The organism is Limosilactobacillus gastricus PS3 (assembly GCF_000247775.1).
GTDB lineage: Bacteria > Bacillota > Bacilli > Lactobacillales > Lactobacillaceae > Limosilactobacillus > Limosilactobacillus gastricus_A.
The window spans coordinates 1-12,184 of sequence record NZ_AICN01000080.1; the positions used below are offsets into that span (position 1 = coordinate 1).

Annotated in this window: 11 protein-coding genes; all 11 read right to left on the bottom strand. The window is 42.3% G+C overall.

Going from position 1 to position 12,184, the window contains the following annotated elements:
* Positions 1-11: 11 nt before the first annotated feature.
* A complete protein-coding gene (yajC, locus tag PS3_RS09565; RefSeq protein ID WP_050950920.1) occupies positions 12-389 on the bottom strand; it encodes a preprotein translocase subunit YajC in 378 nt (125 codons plus the stop codon).
* A gap of 85 nt (positions 390-474) precedes the next feature.
* On the bottom strand, positions 475-1,332 hold the full coding sequence (locus tag PS3_RS09570) for a tRNA guanosine transglycosylase family protein (RefSeq protein ID WP_007122828.1): 858 nt from the start codon (positions 1,330-1,332) through the stop codon (positions 475-477).
* A gap of 2 nt (positions 1,333-1,334) precedes the next feature.
* Entirely contained in the window at positions 1,335-2,354 is a 1,020-nt protein-coding gene (ruvB, locus tag PS3_RS09575; RefSeq protein ID WP_176662271.1) for a Holliday junction branch migration DNA helicase RuvB, read from the bottom strand.
* 11 nt (positions 2,355-2,365) lie between these two features.
* On the bottom strand, positions 2,366-2,956 hold the full coding sequence (gene ruvA / locus PS3_RS09580; protein ID WP_007122830.1) for a Holliday junction branch migration protein RuvA: 591 nt from the start codon (positions 2,954-2,956) through the stop codon (positions 2,366-2,368).
* Positions 2,957-2,973: 17 nt separating this feature from the next.
* Positions 2,974-4,866 (bottom strand): DNA mismatch repair endonuclease MutL, encoded by a 1,893-nt coding sequence (gene mutL, locus PS3_RS09585; protein WP_007122831.1) that lies wholly within the window; start codon positions 4,864-4,866, stop codon positions 2,974-2,976.
* Positions 4,867-4,875: 9 nt separating this feature from the next.
* Positions 4,876-7,467 carry a DNA mismatch repair protein MutS gene (mutS, locus tag PS3_RS09590; RefSeq protein ID WP_100207310.1) on the bottom strand — a complete coding sequence of 864 codons (2,592 nt, stop codon included), beginning with the start codon at positions 7,465-7,467 and terminating at the stop codon, positions 4,876-4,878.
* 111 nt (positions 7,468-7,578) lie between these two features.
* Positions 7,579-9,138 carry a ribonuclease Y gene (gene rny, locus PS3_RS09595; protein ID WP_040468860.1) on the bottom strand — a complete coding sequence of 520 codons (1,560 nt, stop codon included), beginning with the start codon at positions 9,136-9,138 and terminating at the stop codon, positions 7,579-7,581.
* Positions 9,139-9,277: 139 nt separating this feature from the next.
* Positions 9,278-10,342, bottom strand: coding sequence for a recombinase RecA (gene recA, locus PS3_RS09600; protein ID WP_007122834.1), 1,065 nt, complete (start codon positions 10,340-10,342; stop codon positions 9,278-9,280).
* Between the two features lie 88 nt (positions 10,343-10,430).
* Complete coding sequence (locus PS3_RS09605; RefSeq protein ID WP_050950921.1) at positions 10,431-10,928, bottom strand: CinA family protein; 498 nt, start codon at positions 10,926-10,928, stop codon at positions 10,431-10,433.
* A 131-nt stretch (positions 10,929-11,059) separates the two neighbouring features.
* Entirely contained in the window at positions 11,060-11,644 is a 585-nt protein-coding gene (gene pgsA, locus PS3_RS09610) for a CDP-diacylglycerol--glycerol-3-phosphate 3-phosphatidyltransferase (RefSeq protein WP_007122836.1), read from the bottom strand.
* Positions 11,645-11,661: 17 nt separating this feature from the next.
* Complete coding sequence (locus tag PS3_RS09615) at positions 11,662-12,123, bottom strand: helix-turn-helix domain-containing protein (protein WP_040468866.1); 462 nt, start codon at positions 12,121-12,123, stop codon at positions 11,662-11,664.
* Positions 12,124-12,184: the final 61 nt, after the last annotated feature.

The following is a 12,184-nucleotide window of genomic DNA, read 5'->3' on the forward strand; positions in this document are numbered from 1 at the left end:
TCAAAATCGTCTTATTCAGCCTTGGTTTCTGATTCACTTTCGCTCGTTACTTCTTCACTTGTTTCAGAAGCAGCTTCACTAGTTGATTCACTAGTACTTTCGCTTTGTGAACTTTCGTTAGAAGTAGGAGCAGCCGTTGGCCGGTTAACCCGGGCAATGGCATTTAAATCAAAAGTAAGGTAAATCCCTTCACAGTCAATAGTAACGGTTTGGTTACTTGCATTAACCTCACTAACAACCCCATGAAGCCGACCAATCGTCACCACTTCATCGCCAGGTTGTAAGCTATTCACCATTTCCTGGTGTTCCTTTCGTTGCTTTTGTTGTGGTCGCATCATAAAGAAGTACATAAATGCGATCATAAAGATAATTAGAATAATTCCTGACATACTTGACACTATTTCTTCCACCCTTCTTAAATTATCATTAGCTTTAATATTTCTAATATACCGAAATAAGATCTAAAAAGCTAGTTTAATCATTATTTTTAAGTAAATTATTTAACTGTTGCCAATTATGAGACATTAAGAGCCGTTCTCCTAAAACTGTTTCTTCTTGCATTAACCGAGTACTAGCATCATTCACCTCTGATAAATCTACAAGCTGACCTGACCAGAATACCTTTCGATGCCGATTCCAATAGCGTGGTAAATCGGTCAAAATATAGTTTATTTTCCAAGATACCGCTTGCTGTAACTCGGCAAGCGAACTAACTCTCATCATCGTTTGTCTTCCATCAGGTAGCATTGCCAAAATAGCTTCATTAATTCGTTGCCATTCATCAAATGGTAGGTGTTGGTTATTACCACCCAAAACAAAATTTTGCACACCCTGATCGATCAATCCTTGAACCGAACGCTGACGGGCTCGTTTCAAGCCCGCTCCCTGAATCACTCCCCAAAGATGGTGATTTTGCCAAGCAAGATTAACCTCGACGGCTCGCTCAATATCATCAACGGGTCCATAGTAAGGTGCGGCTTGTGCCAAGGGCAGCACGATATCTGCCTGAACGCCTGCCAACCACCATTCATAATCACTTAAAGTTAGTTTCTGAGACTGTTGCTGTCGCCAATAGGTAGCCCCACTCTTAATCGTGTTCTTATTAATCTTTTTAAATGGAGCCTGAATCCCACTCCAAGCGATCACTTGACCAGACCACTGATAAAACTTAGCCCAACCACCGATGGTAGTAAACTTAGCGTGTTGCTCAGTCCTTAAATTATCAACCGCGGTCACAGCTAAGGTTTTAATCCCTAGCTGTTGCCATTCCATCGCGGTTAATGGTGAAATGGTTTCTTGATTAAGCATGGGTACTAGTTGTGATTGGGTCATGACTACGCTCCTGGATATGGGATCTTTAAATGATCATAGGCTGCCATGGTGACTTGACGACCACGTGGCGTCCGACTTAACAGTCCAATTTGTAATAAATACGGCTCATACATTTCTTCGATAGTGGTTGTTTCTTCACCAATATTAGCAGCAATCGTTTTTAAACCGACCGGCCCACCATGATAATAATTAATCATAGTGGTTAAAAGTTTGCGATCGACTTCATCAAGCCCCAGATTATCGACTTTTAAGAGATCTAATGACTTTTTAACTGTATCAAGATCAATTCTTGCTTGCCCCGCCACTTCTGAAAAATCACGAACCCGTTTTAAGAGTCGATTTGCAATCCGTGGGGTTCCTCGAGATCGTAAGGCCAGTTCATGGGCCCCGGTTTCATCGATGGCCGTTTCAAAAATTGTCGCTGAGCGTTTAATAATTTGTGCTAATTCCGCTGCTTGGTAATAATTCATCCGTTCAACAATGCCAAAGCGGTCACGTAAGGGGGCCGATAAAGCTCCCGCTCGTGTGGTAGCCCCAATTAAAGTAAAGGGTGGTAAAGGAAAATGAACAGGATGGGCGGTTGGACCTTCACCAACGACAATGTCAATATAGTAGTCTTCCATGGCTGAATAAAGCATTTCTTCAACCACTTTTGGTAATCGATGAATTTCATCAATGAATAAGACATCGCCTGGTTGTAATTCATTCAATAAGGCTACTAAATCACCTGGCTTTTCGATTGCTGGACCGCTTGTTGTCCGGATTTGCACCGCCATTTCATTGGCAATTACCATGGCGAGCGTCGTTTTCCCTAAACCTGGGGGGCCATACAATAAAACGTGGTCCAAAGCTTCTTCACGGGCTTTAGCCGCTTGAATATAAACCGTTAATTTTTCTTTTAGGGCCGCTTGGCCAATATATTCTGCTAAACGTTGTGGTCGTAAACTTAATTCGACCGCTGCTTCTTGCTCGTCATTAACCTCATTAGAAGTCAAATCGCGCAAGTTTTCGTCCACTTCCATCTAATTTCCCCTTAATTCAGTAATTTCAATCCTCGACTAATATAGTCATTAGTTGAACCGGCTGCTTCTTTTTGAAGGGTCTTTTCAACTTTAGCTACCTGTTTCTCCGTATAACCTAAGGCAATTAAGGCCGCCATGGCATCCATTAAGGCCGGATCGTCACTAATTGGCATCGAAGCAGTTGCGTTCATTGGTTGTTCATCAATGGTGAGGCGATCTCGTAGTTCCACAATGATCCGACCGGCCGTTTTCTTGCCAATTCCTGGAAATTTTGCCAAGTATTTATCATCGCCTTGCTGAATGGCTTCGATCAAGGCTTGATGATCCGGCGTTTCCAGAATCGCTAAAGCACTCTTCGGTCCAATTCCAGAAACGGAAATCAATTGTAAAAACAAATGTTTATCAGCACTGGATTGAAAACCAAATAAAGTGATACTGTCCTCTCGAACTGATTGATAAATATATACTTTAACGGGATCTTTAACCCCCGCTTGATAGGCATAGGGATTCGCCACTTGAACTTGATAGCCGACACCTTGAATATCTACCACGATATAGTCGGGGGTAACTTCGGTAATTAAACCATTTAAGTAATTAAACAAAGCTAAACTCCTTTATTCTAAATATGATCGTCAAATTCATCCGCAAAGGGTTGATGGGAATCCTGAATCCGTTTAAATAATTTCTCCAAATCACTCGGGGAAAAATGGACGGTTACTGGACGTCCATGCGGACAATTAAAGGGATTTTCACATTCCGGCAAGCGTGCTAGTAAGGCCTGTGCTTGTTGGTCATCAAGATAATGATTAGCCTTAATCGCTCGTTTACAGCTCATCATAATTGCTGTCTTTTCGCGAAATTCAGCGACCGTTAAGTGACCAGTTTCAATCACCCAATCAATCATTTCCCGGGCAGTAGCTTCTTCTTGACCTGCCACAAACCAAGTCGGGTGGCTGCTCAACATAAAACTATTCTGACCAAAAGCTTCTAAGTATAGACCAACCGATTTTAAGGTCGCAAGATGATCTTGGATCTTTAATGCATCCGCCAAAGAATAATTTAAAATCAATGGTTCCAAAAAGGTTTGTTGATCATCATTAACTTCGCCGATAGCCTGTCGATAGTGTTCGTAATTAATCCGTTCCTGAGCCGCATGCTGATCAATAATATACAAGCCATCAGTAGCTTGAGCCAATAAATAGGTCCCGTGCAATTGGCCCATATATGTCAAATTAGGAAAGCGATCTGAGGAATTTTTTTCATGATCTTCAATTGCTAATTCAAGCTCTTCCGTTTGTTCAAGGCTAGCTTTGTTTCCAGAAGGCGGTTCTTTCACTGGGTTGGTTTGATATCGTTGATCAAAATCATGTAAGGCCGGACTTGCCAGATCCGCACGCGCATTAATAATAATCGGTGGATTAGGGGTGATTGGCTCTAACGGTGAAGTTGTCGCTTCATGAACTGCCGTAACTGACGGATGGTCCTCAACTAATTCCTTTGCCCGTTGTCCAACGTCAGGAATTAAATTCATTTGTGAAATCGTCTCTTCGACACTGGAAGAAATTAGATTCGCCAACTGACTTTCTTTACTCAACCGTACTTCACGCTTAGCGGGATGAACATTCACATCGACTAATAATGGATCCAGTTCAACATCCAATACCACAATTGGATAGCGCCCGACCATTAATTTCGAACCATAGCCAGTAATAATTGCTTTGGTCAGTTGAAAATTATAAATGTAACGATGGTTAATCGTCACGGTCATATATTGACGGCTAGACCGGGTCATTTCCGGTAATGACAAATAACCACTGATTTTAAAATCAGGATCCGCAGCATCCAATGGGAGCATTTTTTCGCCAACCGAATTCCCATAAATCGCGGCAATCACCTGTTGTAAATTTCCGTTACCAGCCGAGCGAAAAAGTTCGCGACCATTATGAGTAAGACTAAAAGCAATGTTTGGTTCAGCTAAGGCCAGCCGGTTCACTAAATCGACAATCCGACTTAGTTCCGTTCGCGGTGATTTTAAATATTTCAAACGCGCTGGCGTATTAAAAAACAGGTCTTTGACGGTAATATCAGTCCCCGGTCGTGCCGAAGCGGCTTGCTGTTTAATAAGCTCACCACCTTTAAGATGAATCAGATTACCAGCATCTTGACCAGTAGAAGTAGTCATAGTCACATCCGCCACGGAAGCAATACTTGGTAGAGCTTCCCCCCGAAAACCCATGGTCTGAACTCGGAACAAGTCTTGTTGATGCTGAATCTTACTGGTGGCGTGACGCCGAAAAGCAATTGCTAGATCGTCAGCCGCTATTCCGTCACCATTGTCAATAATGCGAATTTCTTTTAACCCGGATTCTTCAACTAAAATATCAACCCGACTACTATGGGCATCAATTGAATTTTCAACTAATTCTTTCACGATCGAAGCCGGTCGTTCAATCACCTCGCCTGCCGCAATTTGGTCGGCTAAGACGCGATCTAATTCATGTATTTTACCCATCTTTAATGCCTACTTTAACTTCTGTTGCCACTGATAAACCTGATTCATAACCTCCATTGGCGTCATTCCCATCAGATTCAGTGACTTTATCTGTTGATACAATTTTTCATGTTGATCCGCAACTGGTTTGCTTTCTGGTTCATCAAATAAAGCTAATTGCCCCGTTGCTTCTTTAACTTTAGTCACATTTGAAGTTGATTCTGCTTCGGATAAGGGGATGGCTTCCTCGGGTGCTTGACCTTCCAAACGACTTAAGATTTCATTAGCCCGATGCAATAGATCACCAGGCATTCCCGCTAACTTGGCCACATGAATCCCATAAGATTTATCTGCTGGCCCATCCGTAACTTTATGTAAGAAAACGAGTTCCCCATTTTCTTCCGTTGCTCCCACATGGACATTTTTCAAGTGCATCAGTTCATGATCCAAGCTGGTAAGTTCATGATAGTGAGTTGAAAAGAGCGTTTTGGCTCCAATATGGGCATGAACATATTCAATAATTGATTGAGCTAATGCCATTCCGTCATAGGTAGCCGTCCCGCGGCCAATCTCATCAAATAAAATTAAGCTATTAGCCGTAGCATTTGATAAGGCCCGGTTAGCTTCCATCATTTCGACCATGAAGGTACTTTCCCCAGATACCAGATCATCAGCCGCACCAATTCGGGTGAAAATCTGATCAAAGATTGGCATCCGAGCTGATTCAGCCGGCACAAAACAACCTACTTGAGTCATCACGGCAATTAAAGCTAATTGGCGCATATAAGTACTTTTACCAGACATGTTAGGTCCCGTAATCAACAGAATGGCCGTTTCAGGGTCCATCAAAACGTCATTGGGAACATAAGCCTGATGACCGAGAAATTTCTCAACAACAGGGTGTCGTCCTGCAATGATCTCCAAATTATGATCATGATTTAAAGTCGGCCGAACAAAATGGTAATTCTCACTGACCACAGCAAAGCTCTGTAAAACATCAATTTCTGATAAATTCTTCGCTAATTCCTGTAAACGCGGAATTTCAGCTTTGACCTGATCTCGTAAGGCAACAAACAATTCATATTCAAGAGCCGTCGATTTCTCTTGGGCTTCCAAAATTAACGCTTCTCGTTCTTTCAATTCTGGCGTCGAGAACCGTTCGGCGTTTGTTAAAGTCTGTTTCCGTTCATACCGACCTTCTGGTAACCTATCCAAATTGGCTTTAGTAACTTCAATGTAATAACCAAAAACATGATTATAACCTATTTTAAGGTTATTAATTCCGGTTAGATTTCGTTCCTTTGCCTGTAAATCCGCGATCCATTGCTTACCATTCTGCATGGCGTCACGATAATCATCTAACTGCCGATGATAGCCATCTTTAATTAAATCTCCATCCGTTACTGAAATTGGTGGTTCATCCTTAATTGCTCGTTCAATCGCATCGGCGATATCAGTTAAAGGATCTAGCTGATCAACAAACTGATCAAAAATCGGTGAATCCATTTCCTCTAAAATATAGCGAATTTTCGGAACTTGTTGTAGCGACGTCTTTAACTGAATCAAGTCACGACCATTCACACTTCCATAGGCTACTCGACCCGCTAGTCGTTCTAAATCATAGACCTTGGTTAACTCGGCTTGTAAATTTTGTCGTTCAAAGTAATGATCTAAGAAAACCTGAACTTTATCCTGACGTTCGATAATAGCTTGTTCATCAATTAACGGTCGCTCTAGCCACTGTTTTAGGAGTCGACTTCCCATCGCCGTTTTCGTCTCATCCATCAACCAAGCCAAGGTCCCTTGACGCTTACCACTTCGCATATTGGTCATCAACTCCAAATTAGCCTTGGAATGATGATCGATTTTCATGTAAGCATCAAGCTGGTAAGAAACCGCACGTTGCATATGATCAAGCGAACGTTTTTGCGTCGTTAATAAATATGACACCAGTAAGGTCACTACTTGTTTTTGTTCTGATGTTACGACATCTTGAGTTAAATAGGTCACTTCAGCCTGATCGGCCATTTGTTTTTGCTGTGATAAAAGAATATTTTGACGCAGCAGCTGTTGCCGATATTCTTCAGTTAGCTCATTCACAACTACTTCACGAGTTTGTAAGTTTACTAATTCATTCAAAGCCATCGACCAACGATCAACACTGGTGGTTTTCAATTCTCCCGTCGATAAATCCGTATAAGCCAAATCGAAATGCCCATTTCGCTCGATTAGGGCCGTTAGGTAGTTGTTCTGACGAGATTGTTCTCCCCCCAAGTCCATCTGGGTCCCCGGCGTAACTAAACGGGTCACTTCCCGTTTCACCATCCCTTTAGTTAACTTAGGATCTTCCATTTGTTCACAGATAGCGACCTTATATCCCTTATCAATTAAGATATCAATGTAACTATCAACGGCTCGGTGAGGAACTCCACACATTGGAATCGGGTTATCAGCGTTTTTACTTCGTGATGTCAGGGTCAATTCCAGGATTTGGGAGCCTTTGATTGCATCGTCATTAAAAAGCTCATAAAAATCCCCAAGCCGATAAAACAAAAAGGCATCTGGATATTGATCTTTAATCTTTTGATACTGTTCCATCATGGGCGTTGCCTTGGCCATTATTGATCCCCCTTTAATTCTGTCAATACTATTACTATTTTAATCGATTTTATTGATAAAAACAAAAAGGAGTGTCGCAAAAACCAATGGTTTCTCGCACCCCTTCTTGGGAAGTTATTTGGCATATTCAATTGATCGGGTTTCACGAATTACCGTCACTTTAATATGTCCTGGATATTCAAGTTGTTGCTCAATTTCGTTCTTTAAATCAAAGGCTAAGGCTGCTGATTGTTTATCCGAAACCTTGTTTGGCTGAACCATTACCCGAATTTCGCGACCGGCTTGAATTGCATATGAATTCTTGACCCCTTCATGCTCATTAGCCAGAGCTTCCAGCTTTGTTAGTCGTTGAATATATTGCTCTAAGGATTCACTCCGCGCACCTGGGCGTGCTCCAGAAATCGCGTCGGTAGCTTGTACTAAGACGGCAATTACTGATTCCGCCGGTACATCGCCGTGATGAGAAGCAATGGCATTAATCACTACTGGATTTTCTTGGTACTTTTGGGTTAATTCAACCCCGAGTTCGACATGTGAACCTTCCACCTCATGATCAATCGCCTTCCCAATATCATGCAATAAGCCAGCCCGTTTAGCTAAGGCTACATCTTCACCCAATTCAGCCGCTAAAATTCCCATTAATTTAGCAACCTCAATGGAGTGCTGTAAGACATTTTGACCATAACTAGTCCGATATTTCATCCGACCAATCGTCTTAATGAGATCTGGATGCAAACCGTGAATTCCTAAATCAAAAACCGTTTGCTCACCTACTTCGCGCAAATGTGCATCCATTTCTTCGCGCGCCTTATCAACCGCTTCTTCAATTCGCGCAGGATGAATTCGGCCATCCTTAATTAATCGATCCAAAGCAATTTTAGCGATCTCCCGGCGAACCGGATCAAATCCACTTAGGATGACTGCCTCCGGCGTATCATCAATAATCAGATCAATCCCAGTTAAAGTTTCAATCGTTCGAATATTCCGACCTTCGCGACCAATGATTCGTCCCTTCATATCATCATTTGGTAGGTTAACTACTGTCACCGTCGCTTCGGAAACCATATCAGCCGCACTGCGTTGGATGGCTTCTACGATTAATCCTTTAGCTTTCTTATCAGCCGTATATTGTGCTTCCGTTTCACTCTCGCGTATTAATTTCTCTCGTTCACCCGCTAATTGATGGTTCAATTGATCAAATAATTGTTCCTTGGCCTCTTCATTGGTCAAACCAGCAATTCGTTGCAACTCTTGGGCCTGCTGATCAACTAGCTTTGCTACCTGTTGCTCGTCGCGTTCCACTTTTTCAGTTCGGCGATCAAGTTTTTGTTCTCGTTTGCTAACTGCGTTTTCACGGTTTTCTAAAGCATTATCTTTTCGATCAAGAGAATTTTCTCGTTGCAAAAGTCGTTCTTCTTGCTTTTGTACATCTTGACGGCGTCCCTTCAATTCTTGTTCAACACCTTCACGATAACGATGACTCTCTTCTTTTGCTTCCAGGATCGCCTCTTTTTTTGCTGTTTCGGCTTCCTTTTTAGCAGCTGTGATAATTCCTTCAGCGCTCACATGAGCACGCATAATCCGTTTTTCAAACATTGATTTACGGATCATATAGCCGATTCCACCACCGGCAACAATAGCAATCAGGGCGATCAAGATGACAATTCCTGTCATACTTTCACCTCTAAAAATTTATTTATGTATACAAAATTGCATACTAATTAATTTTAGACTGGTGAAATAGCTCTGTCAATTACTCATGAAGGTAAAAAATAATCCATCATGGAATTCCACGATGGACCATTCTTAATTATTAATCTTCTGAAGATGCTTCTTCTAAAGTTTCTTGCTTTACTTCGCCAGTTTCTGGAGTTGCAACGGTTTCGTCAGCTTCCATCCCATAAGCAACTCGAACTTCATTCATCAATTCATTCATGGCTTCAGGATGTTCTGCTAACCAAACCTTAGCATTTTCACGTCCTTGACCAATTCGATCATTCTTATAGGAGTACCAAGCCCCGCTCTTATTAACCAGATCTTTTTCAACGGCCATATCAAGCAATTCACCAGTCTTGGAAATTCCTTCCCCATACATAATATCGACTTCGGCCCGTTTGAATGGTGGCGCAACCTTGTTCTTAACAACTTTGATTTTAGCGCGATTACCGATTACTTCAGTTCCATTTTTTAATTGTTCGCCTCGCCGAATTTCAAGTCGAATAGTTGAATAGAACTTCAAAGCTCGTCCACCAGGGGTCGTCTCAGGGTTACCAAACATCACCCCAACCTTTTCCCGAATTTGGTTAATGAAGATCGCAATGGTCTTCGTTTTATTGATCTCCCCAGATAACTTCCGTAAGGCTTGGGACATTAACCGAGCTTGCAGACCAACATGGGTATCACCCATTTCACCTTCAATTTCAGCCCGTGGTACAAGAGCAGCTACCGAATCAACAACCACAATATCTACCGCCCCACTAGCAATTAAGGCATCCGCAATTTCCAAGCCTTGTTCCCCAGTATCAGGTTGGGATAATAATAGGTCGCCAATATTAACCCCTAATGCTGAAGCATATTGAGGGTCCAAAGCATTTTCGGCATCGATATAAGCGGCCGTCCCGCCTCGCCGTTGAACTTCGGCAACAGCGTGCAAGGCAACCGTCGTCTTCCCAGAACTTTCTGGACCGTACATTTCAATAATCCGTCCCCGTGGGTAGCCCCCGACCCCCAACGCCTCATCAATGGCCAAGGAGCCACTAGAAACGGTCGCAATTTTGGTATCAGCTGCATCACCCATCCGCATGATGGAGCCTTTCCCAAAATTCTTTTCAATTTTACGCAAGGCATTTTCTAATGCCGCTTCACGTTGATCAGCCAAATTGCTGTCCTCCTTTGTCGCAATTCATATTAATTATGATAACAGGTTATTTGTAAAACACAAGCATTTTATCGAACAAAAGTTCGAATTATTTTTCAAGTTCATTTAATACTATTCGTAAGGCTTCCAGGACGCTCTGTTGCCGGACAGCTTGTCTCCCTTGACTAGCATCAAGGTGTAAGCATTTAGTCTTTACTTGTCCATTTATTGCGATTCCTAACCAAACTGTGCCAGCTGGATGACCCTCCAGAGAATCTGGTCCGGCCACGCCGCTTAAGCCGACCCCAATTTGGGCCTTCATAATTTGACTCGCATTCCGAGCCATTGCCCCTGCAACAGGTGATGAAACCACCCCATGTTGCTGAATTAATTGCGGATCGATCTTTAATAAATTGGCTTTGGCACTGGCTGCATAGGTGACAAAACCGCCATCAAAGATCGCCGAGGCACCTGCCACGCTCGCGATGGTACTTTGAAACATTCCAGCCGTCAGACTTTCGGCCGCAGTAATCTTCCATTGACGATCTTTGAGAGCTGCTACCACTTCTTGTGCCACATTTACTAATTGTTGATTAAGCATTTCCATAAACTTGTCCCCTTATCAACATATACGATAATTTCAATGGTTTTATCCATCAAATTTTGTTTCCTTTGCCCAGTATATAACAAAAGAGAGCCCAGGGTCACCTAAAAGGTACCCTAGCTCTCCCCATTAGCTTATTTAAACCCATCTGCGAATACAGAACGAGCTTGATAAATATAGTCAATCCCTGAATAAACAGTAAAGAATAGGCAAATATAGAACATGATTTGACCAAATGGGACGTTAATCAGAGCAAAACCGACATTATGCAAAAGCAAAAAGATGATCGCTATTAATTGCGTCGTTGTCTTAATCTTTCCCGGCATTTGGGCAGCCATTACCTGTCCATTTTGTTCCACCACTAAGAGTCGTAAACCTGTAATGGCAAGTTCTCGCCAAACAATGATGCTCACGGCCCAGCCAGGTAGCACATGTTGTTCAACCAACAAGACAAAGGCGGTCATTACCAATAGCTTATCAGCTAGCGGATCGGCAAATTTCCCGAAGTTCGTCACTAAATGTTGCCGCCGCGCGATTTGACCATCCAAATTATCGGTAATAGAGGCTCCAATAAAGATGATGGCTGCAATTAGTTCGGCTACTGGAATTGAGGCCCCCCACCAACTAACGGTTCCCCAATTAAGCGGTAAAACCATCAATAATAAGAGAAAGGGGATTAAAATTAGTCGTAAGACCGTTAACTTATTCGGTAAATTCACGTTGAAACTCCTTTAGATTAGTATAAAAACATGGCAATAACAATGCTCAGTAGAATGATCATAACAATCCCAAACAAAGCCGCTACCGGAAAAATTTGTAAAAGCCGGCGAGTTCGACGATCAGTAACATTACTTAAAATATCATCTTCTTGTTCCACCCGTGATAAAGGTGAAACCTGTTGAATCAGGGATTGTTGATGCAGTGGCCGTCGAACCTTCCGATTGACCACCACTTGATTTTTAGGAATCTCATCTTGATGTTGTCGTAATAAAATATTCCCATTTAAGCCCACCGCATCAGCGTATTGCTTAATAAAAGCTTGAATATAAAAAGGTCCTGGTAGAACCTCAAATCGGCCATCTTCAATCGCTAATAGATAACGACGTTGAATTCGGGTTTGTTGTTGTAAATCATCGATGGTCATGCCCAGTTCTAAACGGGCCGATTGTAATTCATGACCTATTGTCTCCGCCGCCATGATCTCTTCCTCGTAATCGTTTGTTTCATAGCTAGTATAGCATAATTCGTTTCATCTGCGA

What these genes read in the sequence shown, in the direction of transcription:
- mutL (WP_007122831.1), bottom strand. Translation starts at nt 4,866, where the DNA reads ATGGGTAAAATACATGAATTAGATCGCGTCTTAGCCGACCAAATTGCG.
- rny (WP_040468860.1), bottom strand. Translation starts at nt 9,138, where the DNA reads ATGACAGGAATTGTCATCTTGATCGCCCTGATTGCTATTGTTGCCGGT.
- PS3_RS09605 (WP_050950921.1), bottom strand. Translation starts at nt 10,928, where the DNA reads ATGGAAATGCTTAATCAACAATTAGTAAATGTGGCACAAGAAGTGGTA.
- yajC (WP_050950920.1), bottom strand. Translation starts at nt 389, where the DNA reads ATGTCAGGAATTATTCTAATTATCTTTATGATCGCATTTATGTACTTC.
- PS3_RS09570 (WP_007122828.1), bottom strand. Translation starts at nt 1,332, where the DNA reads ATGACCCAATCACAACTAGTACCCATGCTTAATCAAGAAACCATTTCA.
- PS3_RS09615 (WP_040468866.1), bottom strand. Translation starts at nt 12,123, where the DNA reads ATGGCGGCGGAGACAATAGGTCATGAATTACAATCGGCCCGTTTAGAA.
- ruvB (WP_176662271.1), bottom strand. Translation starts at nt 2,354, where the DNA reads ATGGAAGTGGACGAAAACTTGCGCGATTTGACTTCTAATGAGGTTAAT.